The organism is Nocardioides glacieisoli, assembly GCF_004137245.1.
GTDB lineage: Bacteria > Actinomycetota > Actinomycetes > Propionibacteriales > Nocardioidaceae > Nocardioides > Nocardioides glacieisoli.
Genome location: NZ_SDWS01000002.1, coordinates 277,940 through 295,035 on the forward strand (window position 1 = coordinate 277,940; position 17,096 = coordinate 295,035).

Genomic DNA, 17,096 nt, shown 5'->3' on the forward strand with positions numbered 1-17,096 from the left:
GCTGGGGAAAGGTGAGTCAGCGGAGCCAGGCGGCCGTGTCGGGCCCGAGCTTGCCGCCCTCGACCGGCCCGCTCGCGAGCAGCACCTCGCCGTCGGGCAGCTCGACCGGGGCGTCGCCGCAGTTGAGCACGACGGTGATCGGGCCGCGCCGGAAGGTCAGCACGTCGTTGTCCGTGCCGACGACCTCGACCGCCTCGCCCGCGGTCCACGCGAAGTCACGGCGCACGCGCAGTGCGTCGCGGTAGAACTCCAGCGTCGACGTCGGGTCGCCGGTCTGGGCCTCGACGGTGAGCGGCGCCCAGTCGGCGGGCTGCGGGATCCACGGCTGCTCGGCGCCGGGCCCGAAGGCGTACGGCGCCTCGGTGCCGCTCCACGGGATCGGCACCCGACAGCCGTCGCGGCCGACCTCGCCGGTGCGGAGGTACGACGGGTCCTGGCGGAACTCCGGCGCGACGTCGACCTGCTCGAGGCCGAGCTCCTCGCCCTGGTAGAGGTAGCTCGAGCCGGGCAGCGCGAGCATCGTCATCGTGGCCGCGCGGGCGCGGGCCAGGCCCTGCGCGCCGCCGCCGTAGCGGGTGACGTGGCGGGTCACGTCGTGGTTGCTGAGCACCCACGTCGGGGACGCGTCGGTCGACGCGACCGAGGCGAGCGTGTCGGTGATGACCTCGGCGAACGTCTCGGCCGACCACTCGGCGAGCAGCCACGCGAAGTTGAAGGTCTGGTCGAGCTCGTCGGGACGGATGAACTTCGCCATCGACTCGACGGTCGAGGTCCACGCCTCCGCGACGGCCATCCGGTCGGGGCCGTACTCGTCGAGGATGTCGTGCCAGGAGCGGTAGACGCCGTGCACCTCGGGCTGGTCCCACATCGGCTCGTCGGTGACCTGGCGCTCGACCATCTCGTGCGCGCCGCTCGCAGGCTCGACGTCGGAGTCGACGACCTGGTCGCGCAGCGAGGCCTCCTTGAAGAGACCGTGCGCCACGTCGACGCGGAAGCCGTCGACGCCGCGGTCCAGCCAGAACCGCAGGACGCCCTCGAACATCTCGGGCACCTCGGGGTTGCGCCAGTCGAAGTCCGGCTGCGAGGAGTCGAAGAGGTGGAGGTACCACTGGCCGTCGTCGACCTGGGTCCACGCCGGACCGCCGAAGACGGACGACCAGTTGTTGGGCGGCTTCCCGTCCTCGCTGTCGCGGAAGAGGTAGCGGGCGCGCTCGGGGCTGCCCGGCTCGGCCGCCAGGGCGGCCTGGAACCACTCGTGCTCGTCGGAGGAGTGGTTGGGCACCAGGTCGACGACCACGCGCAGGCCGAGCTCGTGCGCGCGGGAGATGAGGTCGTCGGCGTCGGAGAGCTGGCCGAAGAGCGGGTCGACGTCGCGGTAGTCGGCGACGTCGTAGCCGTGGTCGTGCTGCGGCGAGGTGTAGAACGGCGTGATCCAGAGGGCGTCGACGCCCAGGTCGGCCAGGTGCGGCAGCCGCGAGGTGATGCCGGGCAGGTCGCCGATGCCGTCGCCGTCACTGTCCGCGAAGCTGCGGACGTAGATCTGGTAGACGACGGCGTTGCGCCACCACGTGACGGTTGGATCGTTCAAATCAGCCATGGCCCAATCCTCTCAACAGCCCGGGGGGTGGGGTCAAGATCGCGTCGCTCAGCTCGCGTAGCGCTCGAGCACTCGCAGTGCCGTGAGCGTCGCCCATCGTGAGCGGTCCGCGGGGTCGGCCGGCACGTGCGTATGACCCGGCCAGGCCCGCGCCGTCCAGCGGCCGTCCGGGCGGCGCCTGGCCAGCAGGGCCTCGAGCGCGGCATCCATCCGGGGGTCGGGTGGCACGCCCACTGCGGCAAGGCAGTCGAGTCCGCGGAGGATGTCGAAGTGCCAGCGTGGGGGATGGTGCGGCACCAGGAAGTCCTGCCGGATCACCTCGCCCGTCTTCTCGCTGCGGAACAGCTCGTGCCGCAGGACGAACTCCACCGCGGAGCCCATCGCCGCACCCACCTCCCGCCGACGGTGCCGGTGGCCGGCTGCGAGATAGTCCGTGAACCCCTCCAGGACCGAGACGGTGGTGTGCAGGGACGAGTGCGACACCGGGTTGCGCGGTGGCCGGTGGTGGCAGTTGAAGCCGCCGTCGGATACCGCGCGCGACAGCAGGACGTCGACCAGCCCGGTCAGGTGCACCTCGGGAGCTCCGAACCAGCTGGCGTAGCGGAGACCCATGCCGTTGATGCACGCGTCGCTGACGGTCGCGCGGTGGCTCGGATCGAGGCCGCCGTCAGGCCCCCTCTCGTGGGCCAGGACCAGGCCCACGGACTCGACCGCGGCCGGGTGGTCACCGGGCAGGCCGAGGTTGCGCAGCTCGAGCAGGGTGTAGTGGGTGCTTGTCCACTTGGGCTGGTAGAAGCCACGGCCCCAGTGACCGTCCGGGTTGCGTGCGGCGAGCAGCACCGCGCCATGTCCCTCGGTGGCGATGCGAGCGCGGAGGGACGGGTCGTCGCGCCGGAGGAGGTCGCGCGTCGTCTGGTGGGCCACGGCCACGTCGCCGGCGAGCAGCCACGCCACGACGTCGGTCGAGCTCGTCACCCCGGCATCCGGCCGCCGAACAGCTCGGCGTCGACGGCGATCCAGGTGTGCTCCGCGGTCGCGACCACGCGGCCGTCCGCGTCGTACAGCGTCGCGGCGGTGAAGGTCTTGCGGCCGTCCTGGCCGCGGCCCTCGCCGACCACGACGTGGGGCTCACCGATCACGGGGAGGTCGTCGACCCGCGCGGTCATCCGGCCCAGCACCATCAGCCGCTCGGTGAGGTCGCCGGCCCACCCGCCGATGCAGTCCAGCGCCGCCCACGTGGTGGCGACCGACGCGCGCGGCGTCTCGTCGACATAGGTGTGCCAGTCCTCGTGGAGGCTGGGGTGCGGCGTCCACGTGGCCGCGACGAGGGCGCCGGCGGGGCCGTCGCCGGTCTGGCCGGGGAAGATCCGCAGGCCGTCGCCCTCGCTGCGCGACGTACCGCAGGCGAAGCAGGTCGCGAACGGGTGGAAGTCGAGTCCGGGGTACGACGACTCGGCGCCCGTCGCGACCTCGGGGGAGACCGGCTCCACCTCCAGCAGGTCGCGGTCGACCCGGTGGGCAGTGGCGATCACCGCCCCGCCGAACGACGCGGTGAGCACGCCGGCGTCGGTGTCGACCTGCATCGGGGAGTCGAGGGGCGGGGGCTGGCGCAGCGACACCTCGATCGCGGGCCACCCGTCGGACCGGTCGTCGGGGGCGTCGGCGTCGTCCAGGGCGGCCAGCGCGCCGGCGGTCCAGCCGCCGTTGCCCGAGTCGGGTGGACCGCAGAAACGCTGAGGGACGAGGAGTTCGGTCACCGGCCTCACTGTGCCACGGGCGGGCGCAGCGCGGCAGCCACCGATGGGACACAATGGCCCGCGTGAGTGACCTGATCGACACCACCGAGATGTACCTCCGCACGATCTACGAGCTCGTGGAGGAGGACATCGTTCCGCTGCGCGCGCGGATCGCTGAGCGGCTGCACCAGTCGGGACCGACGGTGTCGCAGACAGTGGCGCGGATGGAGCGCGACGGGCTGCTCACCGTCGAGGGCGACCGCCACCTCGAGCTCACCGACGAGGGCCAGCTGCTGGCCACCCGCGTGATGCGCAAGCACCGGCTGGCCGAGCGCCTGCTCACCGACGTGATCGGCCTCGACTGGGAGCTCGTGCACGCCGAGGCCTGCCGCTGGGAGCACGTGATGTCCGAGACGGTCGAGCGCCGGCTGCTCGAGCTGCTCGACCACCCGACCGAGTCGCCCTACGGCAACCCGATCCCGGGGCTCGACGAGCTCGGTGACGTCGGCGGTGAGGACTTCATGACCGACGTCGAGCCGCTCTCGCTCGCCGCCGGCGCCGAGGACCAGCTCGTCCACGTCAAGCGGATCTCCGAGGAGATGCAGAAGGACGAGGAGCTGATGGGCCTGCTGCGCCGCGTCGGCGCCCTCCCCGGCAAGACCGTCACCATCGCCCGCACCGACGAGGGCATCCTGATCGGCTCCGGCGGCGAGACCGCCGAGCTGGTGGTCGAGGCGGCGGAGCACATCTTCGTGCGGCGCTAGGCGACCAGCGCCGCCAGCTCCGTCAGGAACTCGCTCGTCCCCACCTCGAGCTTGTACGTCGCCAACGCATCGCCCCGGGTCGCACCACGGTTCACGATGACGACCGGCGTGCCTCCGGCCGCCGCGCGCTTCACGAACCGCAGCCCGCTCATCACCGTCAGCGACGACCCGGCCACCAGGAGCGCGCCGCCGGTGCCGAGGGCCTCGACGGCGGCGTAGCACCGGGCGACGCGGTCGGCGGGGACGTTCTCGCCGAAGAACACGACGTCCGGCTTCAGCGGTCCGCCGCACTCGCAGGTCGGCACCACGAAGTCCGCCGTCTCGTCGAGCTCGACGTCGCCGTCGGGCTTGGTGAGGGCCGAGCCGTGCCGATCGATCCAGCCGGGGTTGAGCTCGTCGAGCAGCCCCGCGAGGGCAGCGCGCGACGACGTCGCGCGGCAGGACAGGCAGATGACGTCGGCGACCCGGCCGTGGAGCGCGATGAGTCGTTGCGAGCCGGCAGCCTCGTGGAGACCGTCGACGTTCTGCGTGATGAGCAGCAGCGGGTCGACCGCGGCGAGGGCGCGGTGCCCGTCGTTGGGCTCGGCGTGGCCCATCCGCTGCCAGCCGACGTGGCTGCGCGCCCAGTAGCGGCGCTGCGCCTCCGGCGTCGCGATGAACTCCTGGTAGGTCATCGGCGCCCGCACCGGCGCTCCCGGACCGCGGTAGTCCGGGATCCCGGAGTCGGTCGACAGGCCCGCGCCGGTCAGCACGACCAGCGGCCGGGTGGCGAGCAGGTCGAGGGCCGCCTCGACCTCGCCCGGGTCCACCTCAGCCGCCTCGTGCGCCTCGCCCTGGGTGAAGGCGTACGCCGACCGGCTCAGGGTCACGCGCCGTACCTGACCCGCGCCCGCGCCCGGGCCTTCTCCGCCTCCGCCTCGCGGTTCTTCGGCGGCGCCGTCGTCACCAGGTCGTCGAGCAGGTGTTCGGTGATGTGGGCGATCTCCTTCACCGCTGCGTAGAAGGCCGCCTCGTTGGCCTGCGACGGCTTGGTCGTCCCGGCGACCTTGCGCACGTACTGCAGCGCGGCGGCCGTCACCTCGTCACGCGACGCGGGCGGCTCGAAGTTGTTCAGCGGTCGGATGTTGCGGCACATGCGTCGAGCGTACGACGGGCGGCAGGCAGGTTTCGAGGCTCGTTGCGCTCGCACCTCAACCAGCGATGTCGAAGAACGAGACGTCCTCGCCGGTCACCAGGGCCACCCTGCCCGACGAGAGCGGGACCAGGCGGACCTGCGCGACGTCGCTGCCGTGCTCGACCTCGACCATCCGGTTCGTCATCGAGCCGTCGTCGAGCGAGAGCACCGAGACCCAGCCGGTGGTGCCGCTCCAGCCCTGCGACACGACGGTCAGCGCGACCCGCTGCTCGGGCAGCCAAGTGAACTGGCGCGGGTCGTTGGCCGCTCCGGCGTAGGACTCCGCGTCGTAGCGCACGACGTCGATCTGCCGCGGGTTCGTCAGGTCGGTGACGTCGAAGAGCGCCGCCTGCGCACCGCGGGTCATCCCGTTGAGGTCCGCGTCCTGGCCCATCCCGATGAGCCGGTGCTCGCCGAGGGGGTGGAGGTACTCCGAGAAGCCGGGGATCTTGAGCTCGCCGAGCAGCCGCGGACTGGCCGGGTCGGTCAGGTCGATCGCGTAGAGCGGGTCGGTCTGGCGGAAGGTCACCACGATCGCGAGGTCGTCGAACCACCGCACCGACTTGATCTGCTCGTCGACACCGAGGTCGTCGACGCGGCCGTCCTCGACGAGGTCGGAGCCGTCCTCGCGCAGGGTGACGACCGAGTTGAAGTTGCCGGTCTCGCTGCTCGGCCCGACCGCGACCCGCAGCGATCCGCCGACGGCGTCCATCGACCAGCGGTCCGCGATCGTGCCCTCGACCTCACCGGAGGCGACGTACGTCGTCGTGGTCCCGTCGAGCGCGAAGGCGTAGAGCGGCGTAGTGCCGCTCGGCATGCCCGGGCCGACGCGGCAGTCCATGCAGTCGGTCCACCCGCCCCACGTCGCGGAGCCGGCAGCGAGGTAGAAGCGGTCGGTCGAGAAGTACGCCGTGTCGCTGTCCGTCGCGACCGCGGTCGTCGTCAGCTCCGTCGGCGTCGCGGGGTCGAAGGCCACAACGGTGGTGGTGCCGAGCGGGACGGTCTCGTCGTCGGGCACGGCGACGTCGGAGCAGTCGACGAACGGCTCGCCGTCGATGGTCGGCAGCCAGTCGGACAGGGTGGTGTCGCGGACCAGCGAACGGTTGCGCAGCTCGGCGCGGATCTGCCCGAACGTGCCGTCGGGGAACGAGAAGTCGAGCTCCGGGAGCCCGGTCTGCAGCACGACGCGGACGACGTCCCCGTGCAGCCGGACGGCCGATGCGCGACCGCGGACGGTCGTGGAGTCGACGATGCTCGGCGAGGTCGGGTCGGCCAGGTCGACCGTCGTGATCGTGGTCTCGAGCCCGTCCGGCGAGGTGCCGGTCACGACCGCGCGGCCGCCCACGAGGAGCAGCTCGCCGCCCGGGTCGCCGACGAGGCCGTTGCCGCGGGAGTCGTCGATCCTGGTGGTGGACAGCAGCGACGGCTCAGCGCCGGAGACGTCGTACGCCAGCAGCTCGCCCTCGCGCATCCGCAGCAGCAGGGGCCCCGCGACCTTGACCACGTCGGACTCGTCGACGCCCAGCTCCTGCACGTTGGTGCCGGACTCGTTGCTGGTCGATCGCGACGTCTTCACGCCCGAGCCCGCCGAGCGTTCCATGCCCGCGCTCGGCGAGCTCGACTCGGCCGCGCCGCCCGCGTCGAACGCGACGATGCCGCCGCCCCAGCCGTAGGGGCCGACCTGCTCGATCCCGCGATCGACGTAGGACTGGAGTAGGTCGTCGCAGCTGGCCGCGACAGCGAGGTCGGCGTTGGCCAGCGCGATCGGCGGTGAGCCGGGGGGCACGTCGCCCGAGCCGCTGTCGGTGCCCAGCAGGTAGCCCACGCCGACTGCCGCAGCGAGGGTGGTCGTGGCCGCGACAGCGGTGGTGATCCTGCGAACGCTCATGGCCGTGGGACGGGCCGGTCGGGGGCCCGGTTCCGCGTGGCACGATGGCGCGATGAGCGACGCAGACCGGGACCTCGACATCGTGCTGTTCGGGGCCACCGGCTTCACCGGCGGCCTCACCGCCGACTACCTCGCCGAGCACGCCCCGTCAGGCCTGCGCTGGGCGATCGCCGGGCGCAACGCCGACAAGCTCGAGGCCGTACGCCGTCGCCTGGCCGAGGCGGGGGGCGACGGTGTCGAGGTGCTGGTCGCCGACTCGACCGACCCCGCCGCGCTGGCCGACATCGCCCGCCGTGCCCGCGTCGTGATCACCACCATCGGCCCCTACCTCGAGCACGGTGGACCGCTGGTGGCCGCCTGCGCCGAGGCCGGCACCGACTACGTCGACCTGACCGGCGAGCCCGAGTTCGTCGACCAGACCTTCCTCGCGCACCACCAGACCGCGGTCCGCACCGGCGCCCGGCTGGTGCACGCGTGCGGGTTCGACTCGATCCCGCACGACCTCGGCGCCTACTTCACCGTCCAGCAGCTGCCCTCCGACGTGCCGATCACGATGCGCGGCGTCGTCCGGTCCGCCGGCACCTTCTCGGGCGGCACCTTCCACTCGGCGCTCAACCAGTTCGCGCGCGCCAAGGACATGAGGAAGACCTACGCCGCGCGCCGCCGCGCCGAGGGCAAGCCCGCCGACGGCCGGTCGTCGCGCTCGGTCGGCGGCAAGCCGCACCGCGACCCGCTGCTCGGCTACTGGTTGCTCCCGCTGCCGACGATCGACCCGATCGTCGTCGCCCGCAGCGGCGCCGCGCTGGCGGCGTACGGCCCGAAGTTCCGCTACTCCCACTGGGCCGGCACCAAGACACTGCACTACGCCGCCGGCGGTGCGGCCGCTGTCGGGCTGCTGACGGTTGCCGCCCAGGTGCCGCCGCTGCGCAACTTCCTGAAGAGCAAGGTGCCGCAGGGGTCCGGGCCCGACGAGGCCAAGCGCGACAGGTCGTGGTTCACCGTCGAGTTCGTCGGCGAGGGCGGCGGCCAGACCGTCCGCACCAAGGTGTCGGGCGGCGACCCCGGCTACACCGAGACCGCGAAGATGCTGTCGGAGGCCGCGCTGTGCCTGGCCTTCGACGACAACCCGGAGACCTCCGGTCAGGTCACCCCGGCGGTCGCGATGGGCGACGCGCTGCTGGCCCGGCTGCAGGCCGCGGGCATCCGCTTCGAGACCGTCTGAGGCCACGACTCGTGGGGGAGGTCTTCGCCGGTCGGTTCGAGCTGCTCGACCCGATCGCCGATGGTGGCATGGGCTCGGTGTGGGTGGTGCGCGACCGCCGCGACCAGCAGGTGTACGCCGGCAAGGTGCTGCGCCAGTCCGACTCCGCGTCGCTGATGCGCTTCATGCGCGAGCAGGGCACCCGCATCGCGCACGACCACGTCGTCACCCCGCTGTCGTGGGCGGGCGAGGACGACCGGGTGCTCTTCACGATGCCGCTCGTCCGGGGCGGCTCGGTGGCGACCCTCGTCGGCGACCACGGCGCCCTGCCCGCACGCTGGGTCCGCGAGCTGCTCGTGCAGCTGCTCACCGCCCTCGACGCCGTGCACGGGACCGGGGTCGTGCACCGCGACGTGAAGCCGGCCAACCTGCTGCTGCGCGCCACCGGCACCGCGCGCCCGCACCTGATGCTCACCGACTTCGGCATCTCGGCGCGGATCTCGGACCCGCGCCTGACCCACGCCAGCCAGGTGATCGGCTCGCCGGGCTACATGGCGCCCGAGCAGCTGGCGGGAGCCGACCCGGCCGTCACCCAGGACGTGTACGCCGCGGGCATGGTCGGCCTCGAGATGCTGACCGGCCTCCGACCTCCCGCTGCCCACGATGCTCTCGCCGCCCGGGTGGCCGCCGAGCCCGGCCTGCAGCCGCTGGTCGACCTGCTGCTCGAGGCGGTCCGGCCCGACCCGACGGCGCGCCCCCAGACGGCGGTGGCCCTGCGCGAGCGGCTCCTCGCACTCGACCTCTCCGGCACGGCCGAGCCGACGGAGCCCGTGGTCGTCCTCGACCAGCTGGAGGGCGTCGCTCCGCCCGAGGTCGCTCGCGAGGCCTCCGACGGTCCGCAGGCCGAGCGCCCCGACCCGCGCCTGATCGCCGTGCTGCTCCTGGTCGTCGCGGCGGCGTGCCTGCTCGGCGCGGCGTGGCTGCTCCTGGCCTGACCGGCCTCACCACCCGATCCAACGTAGGCAGTTCGAGCCACGGACCTGCGCGCCGCCGCTCGTGCCGGCCGGGCCGTGGCCGAACTGCCTACGTTGGTACGTGCACTGCTCAGGCGCGGCGGCTCCGGAGCAGCCCGACCGCGAGGGCCACGCACCCCAGCGCCACCACGCACAGCCCACCGGCCGCGACGAGCGTGCCGGTGCCGATCCCGGCGTCGTCCGCGCCGGCCTCCACGGCCGAGCCACCGTCCTCGGAGCCGTCGGTCGGCTCGTCGGTGGCCTCGTCGGTCGGCTCGGCGGTGGGCTCGTCGGTCGGGTCGGCCGACGCCGTGACCGGTGATCCCAGCGGGCCGTCGGTGCCGGTGACCAGCCCCTGCCCGTCGGCGTACTCGGGTGCCCCGGACTCCTCGCCCCTGACCTGGAGATCGATCCGGAAGGGCATCTCGAAGGACCGGTCCTGGAAGTCGGCGTCGGCGGCATAGACGAGGTAGTAGTAGCCCGGCAGGCTGGTGCTGAGGGTCGCCGAGCTGTCGCGGTTGTTGTAGCGGAGCTCGGGGGTCTGCACCCCCATCACGTCCGACTCGCTGCCCGCGGCGAATCCGCTCGTGTCGATGCCGTCGCCGCTCATCGGGACCTGGCCGCGCATCGGGCTGTAGACGCGGAGCGATCCGAACGGTCCCTGGAAGCCGACCTGTTCGCGCAGCCGGGGTGACGCCGGCGGGGTGCGCAGGCGGGCGCTGAGCGTCTGGCCGTAGCCCAGCTCGACCCGGAATGCCTGCGTCTCACCCGGCACGATGCTGCCACGGTAGGCGCCGTCAGTGAGGACCGGCGCCGTGGCGAAGGAGTCGCCGCCGGTGACGGGCTGTGGCTTCCCGGCCACCGTCGGTGGCTCGAGGACCAGGTCGGTCCAGCCGTCCGCCTCCGGGAGCGACGTCCCGTCGGCGGGCGGCTCCTCGACCACCTGGAGGCTGAACGGTGACTGCCCGCGACCCAGGTTGCTCAGGGACCTCGACACCTTGACGAGAATCTCCTCGGAGGTCGCACAGTCGTCGTTGCCCCGTGGCCCTGCAGCGACCTCGACGCCGAGGAGCTCGGCGGAGTTGATCGCCTTGAGACTGCTGTCGGTGCCGCAGGGGCTGCCGATCGCCGTGCTGGTAGCGAGCTGCACGGTGTCCCACTCGTCCGGGTCCCCGCCGAGGCTGGAGAGCCCGACCCGCACGGTCGAGCCCGGCATGGTGCGGGTGTAGGAGAACCAGCGCTCCGCGTTTCCCGGGCGGGTCCCCACCTTGTCGCTCCACAGCCCGACCCCGATCGGGGTGGGGTCGGCGGCAGGACCGCCGGCGAGCGGGGTGCCGTCGAGGGCGAAGGGGCGCAGGGCGCGGTCGGTCGCCGTCTGGAGGCTCTCGACGATGTCGTCGGCATCGTCGGCGTCGTAGTAGGTGCCGTTGCCCTTCGCGGCCACGCACCTCAGCTGGGCCCGGGCCTTCGCGTCGACGCTGAGTCCGACGACGTCGATCTGCAGGTCGATGCCCGACTGGGCGAGCTCGCCCGCGACGATGCACGGATCCGGCTCGCACGTGGCGATGCCGTCGGAGACGAGCACGATGGAGCGGGTGGACTCGCCGCCGATGTCGCCGGCTGCCTTCCGGAGCGCGAAGCCGATGGGCGTCTCGCCGTAGGGCTCGTACTGGGCGAGCGCCGTGCGCAGCTCGTCGCGGTTGTCGGTCGCCGGGTCGACGACCAGCTGGGAGTCGGTGCACGCGCCCTTCTGGTCGCGGGAGAACACGGTGGCGCCGTAGACCCGGAGCCCGACGTAGGCCTCGTCGGGCAGTCCGTCGACGACGGTGCCGAGGGCCTGGCGGGCGGCCTCGATCTTGGTGGTGCCGCCGCCGGCCGGCTCCGCCATCGAGCCCGACGAGTCGAGCACGAGGATCATCCGGGCGAAGTCGGTGTCGGTGTCCGACGCGGTCCCGATCTCGTCGGCAGCGCCGTAGGACGGTGTCACGCCGAGCGCGGTCCCGAGGGCGAGCAGGGCCAGCGCAGCCAGGAACGAGAGGGCCCTGGTGGGCCGCGGGTGCTTCCGCATGGTCGTCATGGTGGTACCTCCTGCGGGTCGTCCTACCCAGCGTTTGCGATCGCAAACATAACATTCGCATGCGTTACGATTCGGGGATGGTCGCCCCCTCCGAGAGCCTGCTGCGGCAGCAGGAGCTCTACGGCGCCGCCATCGGTGACGTCCTCGATCGGATCACCGGGGCGCTCGGGCTCAGCCAGGCTGCGGTCGCGCGCACGATCGGCATGAGCGCGCCCATGCTGTCGCAGCTCGCGAGCGGCAGGCGTACGACGATCGGCAACCCGCTCGCGGTCCAGCGGCTGCGGGCGCTGGTCGAGCTCGCCGAGGAGGTCGGCACCGGCCTGGCGCACAGCGAGGTGGCCCGCCGGCTCGACGAGATCCGCCAGGAGGACTCCACCACCCTCACCGGCGCGAGCCGCCGCCCGGTCGGCGAGCCGACGACCGCCGAGCTGTTGCGGACCGTGGCCTCGGGGCAGGACCTGGTGCGTGCCGCCGAGCTGCTCGCCGCCGACCACCCGGCGCTCGCCGAGCTGATCCGTGTGCACGGCCTCGGGACGGCCGAGGACGTGCGCGCCCACCTCGATGGGCTGGCCGGCCTGGTCCGCTGAGCGTGGGGCGAGCGTGCCGAACGAATTACACATTTGTTCTTCACTCATCGGCGTGGCGGCCTTGACAGATCGCTCATACGATCTCTCTTTGTGTCCCTCCTGTCTCAACTTTCACACTCGTCACAACAGCCCCAGCGGGCTCGCGGAGCGCTGCGTGCTGCGGTGACATGGGCGGGTCGGACCACCCGGTGGGCCGTCGGAGCCCTCGCGCTCGTCCTGCTCGTCACGCCGACCACGACGGCCCGCATCGACCTCGTCACGTCGACGTACCTGTGCTCGGGGTGGTCCGGCTGCCCGGCCGCCGGCTACAGCAACTTCGGCTATGGCCAGGCGTCGGGCACGTCGTACTGGCGGATGTACTCCGGGCACAACTGCACCAACTACGTCGCCTACCGGCTGATCCAGACGGGCATGCCGGATGTCCGGCCGTGGGAGGGCAGCGGCAACGCCTCCAACTGGGGCGTGGCGATGGCGAGCATCACCGACCAGACCCCCACGGTCGGGTCGATCGCGTGGTACCGGCCGAACGTCAGCCCGGCCGGCTCGAACGGGCACGTCGCCTACGTCGAGCAGGTCATCTCGGACACGGAGATCATCGTCTCGGAGGACTACTGGGGCGGCAACTTCCACTGGCGGCGCATCACCAAGACCGGTGGCGGCTGGCCGTCGGGGTTCATCCACTTCAACGACCGCGTCGTCGCGCCCACCGCAGCGCCCGCCATCGTCGGCACTCCGGCAGTCGGAGCTCCGTTGGAGGTGGCGCCCGGGACGTGGACCCCCACGCCCACCAGCATCAACGTGCGGTGGCTCGCCGACGGTGCCGCCATCCCGGGCGCCACGGCGCCCAGCTATGTCCCGACGCCCGACGTGAAGGGCAAGGCGCTGACCGCCGAGGTGACAGCCCAGCTCGACGGCTATGCCGCCGGCCAGGCGGTCCTCGCGACCGCACCCGTCGCTCCGGGCACGTTCCAGCGCACGGCAGCCCCGACGATCCAGGGCGTCCCGGAGGTCGGCCAGACCCTGACGCTCACCCCGTCCGCATGGTCGCCGCAACCGACCAAGGTCAAGACCCAGTGGTACGCCGACGGCGCCGCCCTCGACGACGCCACCGGATCGAGCCTCGTCCTGACCCGCAGCCTCATCGACAAGAGCATCACCGCCCGCACGATCGCGAGCTCCGGCGGCTTCAAGAAGTCGCGCTCGGCCACCGAGCCGACGACGCCCGTCCTCGCCAAGCCGGTGAGGATCACCGAGCCGGCCGTCGTGCAGGGCAAGGCCCGGGTGGGGAGCAAGCTCGTCGCCAAGGTCGGCACGGCCCGACCCGCGAACGCCACGGCGTCGTACCGCTGGCTGCGCGACGGGAAGCGGATCGCCGGGACCACGCGCAACACCTACACCGTCCGCCGCGGCGACGTGGGACACAGCCTGGCCGTCGAGGTCACGTGGTCCAAGCGCTCCTACCGCGACACGGTGGAGACCGCCGCGGTGGGGAGCCCCGTGATGGCCGTCTCCGACCTGAGGGTCCGCACCGACGTCAGGCGCACGAAGGTGGTCGTGGACGTCAAGGTCAAGGCGCCCGGAGCCGCGAAGCCGGCAGGTGCGATCACCCTCACCATCGGTGGCCGCACGGTCGAGGCCCAGGTCGTCGAGGGCGCGGCGCGCGTCGTCGTACGCAAGCTGAAGGCGGGCACGAAGCCCGTGGTCGTGCGCTACTCCGGCACCGACCTCGTCCTGCCCGCCGTCGCGCGCTCGACCCTGACCGTGCCCTAGCGAGGCACACTGGCGAGGTGATCTCCCACGACCTCGCCCACCGACTGCACGAGGCCGGCGTGGCGTGGTCGCCGCGCAACGGCGACACCTTCTGGGTGCCCGACCGCGAGCTCGACGACATGGTCTTCACCGTGAGCGACATGGTCGTCGAGGTGCGCGACCAGCCGCACGGCCGGGTCCTCGCCTTCAACGGGACGACCGAGTGGGCGCTCGATGACGTCGAGGAGCGCGAGGCGGTGTGGCTGCCGCGCCTCGACCAGCTCCTCGAGCTCCTCGGCCCGGGCTTCGTCAGCCTCGCTGCCCGATCGGGTGGGCACGTCGTACGCATCCGAGTGGGGGACGGCGAGGAGGAGCACGTGGACGTCGGCATCGAGGACGCCGCGGCGCGTGCCGTGCTCGCCGTGCGCGAGCCCACGTCCTGACCCAGGGCCGGCGCTGCTCGGTCGGCGCATCAGGGTCGTCTCAGGCGCCCCGCGGCCTCGGTGCGGTTGTGCACGCCCAGCTTGGTCAGGATGTGGCTGACGTGGTGCCCGGCGGTCTTCTCCGAGATGACCAGCGTCGCCGCGATGGCGGCGTTCGACAGGCCCTGGGCGACGAGCTCGAGCACTTCGAGCTCGCGAGGGGTGAGTGGCCCCAGCTCGCTGGACCGATCCCGCTCGCCTCCCGAGCCGGACGCGAGGAAGGCGCGGGTGGCCGCTGCCGACCGGACGGCACCGAGCTTCTCGAAGACGGCGAGCGCGGTGCGCGCCTCGTCCTCGGCGACGTCCGGGGCGTCGTCGCGGAGCGCCCGGGCCAGCTGGAGCCTGGCCTCGGCCGCGTCCACGGGCATCGCCAGTCCCGAGAACTCGCTGAGCGCGGCGCGTGCGTGCTCGGCTGCATCCGTCGTACGTCCTTCGGCCCGGGCGACCCGACCGTGGGCCAGCTCGGCCTGGGCGGTCGCCACGCTGATCCCTGATGCGCGCGCGAGGTCGGACAGCTCCCGGGCGGCGGCGTGTGCTCCCGGGAGGTCGGCGAGCTCCACGCGGGCCTCGACCAGGGCGAGCAGGACGCGAGCCCGCCCGACGACGCCGCCCGCGGCCTGGCGCAGCGCGCGGTCGAGGAGGACGACGGCCACCTCCGGACGGTGCTGCGCCAACCGGAGCAGGGCGAGCACCCGGAGGGCCGCGGGAGACTCCTTGCGGTCGACGAGCAGCGCCTCCGCCTCGGCCAGGCGGTCCTGGCCGACCCGGAGCTCCGCGAGGGACGCCACCGACGGCTCGGCCAGCTCCGGCACGGACCCCGCGAGGGTGACGAGCGACGTGTCGAGGGCCTGCTCCGCCTCGACCCAGTGGCCGGTCGCGAAGAGCACGTCGGCATGCACTCCGCGACACGTGCCGAAGAGGGGAGCGGCAGTGTGCGTACGGGCGAAGGCGTCGACGTGCTGGCACCACTCGTTGGCACGCACCCAGTCACCGGCGCTGGTGCTGGCGAGGATCAGGTTGCAGTAGGCCTCGGCGAGGGTGTGGACGTTGCCCACCTGCCCGCCAGTAGCGCCGGCCATCGCCTCCTCGAGCAGCAGCAGCCCGTCCTCGACCTGCCCCGCCTCCACCCGCGCACGCCCCACCACGCTGAGGGCGAAGACCTCGAGGTCGCCTGCATGCAGCCGGCGGGCGATGTCGACGGCACGGAGGCCGTGGGAGATCCGGTCCTCGAGGGCTGCGGCGTGCCGTGCCTTCTCCACCGCGACCCACCCGTGACCCTCGCACTCCACCACCGCCTCGAGGGCGCGCTCGGCGCGACCCAGCCACCCCCGCGCGGCCGACTGCCGGCCACCGACGACGTGCTGGTGGGACACCCACACGGCGGTTCGCGCAGCGTCGCCGCAGCGGCCGGCGGCGGCGTACAGCTCGAACGCGCGCGAGCGCGAGTCGATCCCACCGGCGACATCGCCGAGGAACCACAGCGCCAGCCCGAGGCCCTCGCGCGCCTCGGCCGACTCGTCCGCGGCCAGCACCGCCTCGAGGGACTTCCGGGCGAGCGCCCAGTGGGCCAGCGCCAGCGCGCGCCGACCGGCCTCGAGCTCGTCGGCCGGTGCCTCCATCGTCTGAGTGTAGGGACCGGGATGGGCAATTCTCCCGATGTGCTCGGAAGACGGCGGCAGGAAGGTGGAGGCACCAACAACCGGGAGGAAAGAACCATGACGACCCAGACAGCAGACAGCGAGCTCAAGGCTCGACACCGCACCATGTGGGCCTCCGGCGACTACCCGCACATGGTGGAGACCTTCCTCCTCCCGCTCGGACCGCGTCTGGTCGACGCGTGCCCCATCGAGCCCGGCACCCGCGTCCTCGATGTCGCGGCCGGCACGGGGAACGCCTCCATCCCCGCAGCCAGGAAGGGCGCGACCGTGACGGCCAGCGACCTGACACCCGAGCTCCTGGAAGCCGGCCGGGCCCGGGCGGAGGCGGAGGGACTCGACCTCACGTGGACCCCGGCCGACGCGGAGGACCTGCCGTTCGACGACGCGTCGTACGACGTCGTGATTTCGTCGATCGGCGTGATGTTCGCGCCGCACCACCAGGCCGCGGCCGACGAGCTCGTGCGGGTGTGCCGGCCCGGAGGGAGCATCGGGCTCCTGAGCTGGACGCCGGAAGGGATGCTCGGCGCGCTCTTCGCGATGATGAAGCCGTTCGCGCCGCCGCCGCCTCCCGGAGCGTCCCCGCCGCCGCTGTGGGGCAGCGAGGAACACCTGCGCGGCCTGTTCGGCGGGCGGGTCGAGCTCCACACCCTCGAGAAGCAGACCCTCGAGATCACCGCCTTCCCGCACGCCCGCGACTACGGCGAGCACTTCAAGACCTACTACGGCCCCACCATCGCGGTGCGTGCCAACGCCGAGCGGGAGGGCCGCGCCGCCGAGTTCGACGCAGCCCTCGATGCGTTCTGCGAGACCTGGGACCGCGGTACCCCCGGTGCAGCACGCTTCGAGAAGGAGTACCTCGTCGCGGTCGGCACCCGCACCTGAGTGTCGCGCCACCGGCGCAGGCCGAGAAAGACAACGGCTTGGGTGCCCCAGGCAAGAGTCGAACTTGCGACCTTTCGCTTAGGAGGCGGCTGCTCTATCCACTGAGCTACTGGGGCGGCGGGAGAATCCTGCCACGCCGGCGTACGACCACGCGCATGGCCGGCCTGACGGAGACGTTCCCGATCTGGCGCTGGTTCGGCAACGGTCGCCGGCTTCGCCCGTTCGGGGATCCGATGAAACGAGCGCGGATCGCGGTGTCGCCGGAAGGTGAGATCTTGCACTCGTGAA

General features: G+C 72.6%; 16 protein-coding genes and 1 tRNA gene. 8 read left to right on the forward strand and 9 right to left on the reverse strand.

Features of this window, described 5'->3' with window-relative positions; translation table 11 throughout:
- Positions 1-16: 16 nt before the first annotated feature.
- From EUA06_RS05475 to EUA06_RS05485, 3 genes are read right to left on the reverse strand one after another with little or no spacing between them, the layout of a single operon-like run.
- Positions 17-1,597: a glycoside hydrolase family 13 protein gene (locus EUA06_RS05475; protein ID WP_129474011.1), complete on the reverse strand. Its 1,581-nt coding sequence runs from the start codon at positions 1,595-1,597 to the stop codon at positions 17-19.
- A 48-nt stretch (positions 1,598-1,645) separates the two neighbouring features.
- Positions 1,646-2,572, reverse strand: a complete 927-nt coding sequence (locus EUA06_RS05480; protein WP_129474012.1) for a prenyltransferase/squalene oxidase repeat-containing protein — start codon at positions 2,570-2,572, stop codon at positions 1,646-1,648.
- Positions 2,569-3,354, reverse strand: coding sequence for a hotdog family protein (locus tag EUA06_RS05485; protein ID WP_207208221.1), 786 nt, complete (start codon positions 3,352-3,354; stop codon positions 2,569-2,571). Before EUA06_RS05485 ends, EUA06_RS05480 begins: the two co-directional genes overlap by 4 nt.
- 62 nt (positions 3,355-3,416) lie before the next feature.
- Between EUA06_RS05485 and EUA06_RS05490 the strand changes: the two genes are divergently transcribed.
- A complete protein-coding gene (locus EUA06_RS05490; protein WP_129474014.1) occupies positions 3,417-4,097 on the forward strand; it encodes an iron-dependent transcriptional repressor DtxR in 681 nt (226 codons plus the stop codon).
- Here the strand turns inward: EUA06_RS05490 and EUA06_RS05495 are convergent.
- Genes EUA06_RS05495 through EUA06_RS05505 form a run of 3 tightly spaced genes read right to left on the reverse strand, consistent with a single transcriptional unit; the run spans position 4,094 to position 7,159 of the window.
- Complete coding sequence (locus tag EUA06_RS05495) at positions 4,094-4,966, reverse strand: Sir2 family NAD-dependent protein deacetylase (protein WP_242497982.1); 873 nt, start codon at positions 4,964-4,966, stop codon at positions 4,094-4,096. The two genes, EUA06_RS05490 and EUA06_RS05495, sit on opposite strands and share 4 nt — an antisense overlap.
- On the reverse strand, positions 4,963-5,232 hold the full coding sequence (locus tag EUA06_RS05500; protein ID WP_129474015.1) for a DUF2277 domain-containing protein: 270 nt from the start codon (positions 5,230-5,232) through the stop codon (positions 4,963-4,965). The genes EUA06_RS05495 and EUA06_RS05500 overlap by 4 nt, the downstream gene beginning before the upstream one ends.
- A 55-nt stretch (positions 5,233-5,287) precedes the next feature.
- The gene (locus EUA06_RS05505; protein ID WP_165354273.1) at positions 5,288-7,159 is read right to left on the reverse strand and encodes a beta-propeller domain-containing protein; all 1,872 of its coding nucleotides are present in this window, start codon (positions 7,157-7,159) and stop codon (positions 5,288-5,290) included.
- A gap of 52 nt (positions 7,160-7,211) precedes the next feature.
- On the opposite strand from EUA06_RS05505, the gene EUA06_RS05510 reads away from it, so the two are divergent.
- Together EUA06_RS05510 and EUA06_RS05515 are read left to right on the forward strand one after the other, a co-directional pair.
- On the forward strand, positions 7,212-8,381 hold the full coding sequence (locus EUA06_RS05510; protein ID WP_129474017.1) for a saccharopine dehydrogenase family protein: 1,170 nt from the start codon (positions 7,212-7,214) through the stop codon (positions 8,379-8,381).
- A gap of 11 nt (positions 8,382-8,392) precedes the next feature.
- Complete coding sequence (locus EUA06_RS05515) at positions 8,393-9,355, forward strand: serine/threonine-protein kinase (RefSeq protein WP_129474018.1); 963 nt, start codon at positions 8,393-8,395, stop codon at positions 9,353-9,355.
- A gap of 109 nt (positions 9,356-9,464) precedes the next feature.
- On the opposite strand, the gene EUA06_RS05520 is transcribed toward EUA06_RS05515, so the two are convergent.
- Positions 9,465-11,450 carry a VWA domain-containing protein gene (locus tag EUA06_RS05520; protein ID WP_129474019.1) on the reverse strand — a complete coding sequence of 662 codons (1,986 nt, stop codon included), beginning with the start codon at positions 11,448-11,450 and terminating at the stop codon, positions 9,465-9,467.
- A 77-nt stretch (positions 11,451-11,527) separates the two neighbouring features.
- On the opposite strand from EUA06_RS05520, the gene EUA06_RS05525 reads away from it, so the two are divergent.
- The 3 genes from EUA06_RS05525 (at position 11,528) to EUA06_RS05535 (ending at position 14,229) form a co-directional block, all read left to right on the forward strand.
- A complete protein-coding gene (locus EUA06_RS05525; RefSeq protein WP_129474020.1) occupies positions 11,528-12,037 on the forward strand; it encodes a DNA-binding protein in 510 nt (169 codons plus the stop codon).
- Between the two features lie 162 nt (positions 12,038-12,199).
- Positions 12,200-13,807 (forward strand): CHAP domain-containing protein, encoded by a 1,608-nt coding sequence (locus tag EUA06_RS05530; RefSeq protein WP_129474021.1) that lies wholly within the window; start codon positions 12,200-12,202, stop codon positions 13,805-13,807.
- 17 nt (positions 13,808-13,824) lie between these two features.
- On the forward strand, positions 13,825-14,229 hold the full coding sequence (locus EUA06_RS05535; protein WP_129474022.1) for a pilus assembly protein CpaE: 405 nt from the start codon (positions 13,825-13,827) through the stop codon (positions 14,227-14,229).
- A 29-nt stretch (positions 14,230-14,258) separates the two neighbouring features.
- Here EUA06_RS05535 and EUA06_RS05540 read toward each other — a convergent pair whose 3' ends face one another.
- Positions 14,259-15,887, reverse strand: a complete 1,629-nt coding sequence (locus tag EUA06_RS05540; RefSeq protein WP_129474023.1) for a helix-turn-helix transcriptional regulator — start codon at positions 15,885-15,887, stop codon at positions 14,259-14,261.
- A gap of 96 nt (positions 15,888-15,983) precedes the next feature.
- Here EUA06_RS05540 and EUA06_RS23185 point away from each other — a divergent pair, with 96 nt between their 5' ends.
- Entirely contained in the window at positions 15,984-16,808 is an 825-nt protein-coding gene (locus EUA06_RS23185; RefSeq protein ID WP_129474024.1) for a class I SAM-dependent methyltransferase, read from the forward strand.
- Positions 16,809-16,851: 43 nt separating this feature from the next.
- On the opposite strand, the gene EUA06_RS05550 is transcribed toward EUA06_RS23185, so the two are convergent.
- Positions 16,852-16,924, reverse strand: a tRNA-Arg gene (locus tag EUA06_RS05550).
- 39 nt (positions 16,925-16,963) lie between these two features.
- Between EUA06_RS05550 and EUA06_RS23190 the strand changes: the two genes are divergently transcribed.
- The gene (locus tag EUA06_RS23190; protein ID WP_277985655.1) at positions 16,964-17,095 is read left to right on the forward strand and encodes a hypothetical protein; all 132 of its coding nucleotides are present in this window, start codon (positions 16,964-16,966) and stop codon (positions 17,093-17,095) included.
- Position 17,096: the final 1 nt, after the last annotated feature.

Coding starts and splice junctions, on each gene's coding strand:
- EUA06_RS05475 (WP_129474011.1), bottom strand. CDS start 1,597: ATGGCTGATTTGAACGATCCAACCGTCACGTGGTGGCGCAACGCCGTC.
- EUA06_RS05500 (WP_129474015.1), bottom strand. CDS start 5,232: ATGTGCCGCAACATCCGACCGCTGAACAACTTCGAGCCGCCCGCGTCG.
- EUA06_RS05505 (WP_165354273.1), bottom strand. CDS start 7,159: ATGAGCGTTCGCAGGATCACCACCGCTGTCGCGGCCACGACCACCCTC.
- EUA06_RS05510 (WP_129474017.1), top strand. CDS start 7,212: ATGAGCGACGCAGACCGGGACCTCGACATCGTGCTGTTCGGGGCCACC.
- EUA06_RS05520 (WP_129474019.1), bottom strand. CDS start 11,450: ATGACGACCATGCGGAAGCACCCGCGGCCCACCAGGGCCCTCTCGTTC.
- EUA06_RS05525 (WP_129474020.1), top strand. CDS start 11,528: ATGGTCGCCCCCTCCGAGAGCCTGCTGCGGCAGCAGGAGCTCTACGGC.
- EUA06_RS05540 (WP_129474023.1), bottom strand. CDS start 15,887: ATGGAGGCACCGGCCGACGAGCTCGAGGCCGGTCGGCGCGCGCTGGCG.
- EUA06_RS23185 (WP_129474024.1), top strand. CDS start 15,984: ATGACGACCCAGACAGCAGACAGCGAGCTCAAGGCTCGACACCGCACC.
- EUA06_RS23190 (WP_277985655.1), top strand. CDS start 16,964: ATGGCCGGCCTGACGGAGACGTTCCCGATCTGGCGCTGGTTCGGCAAC.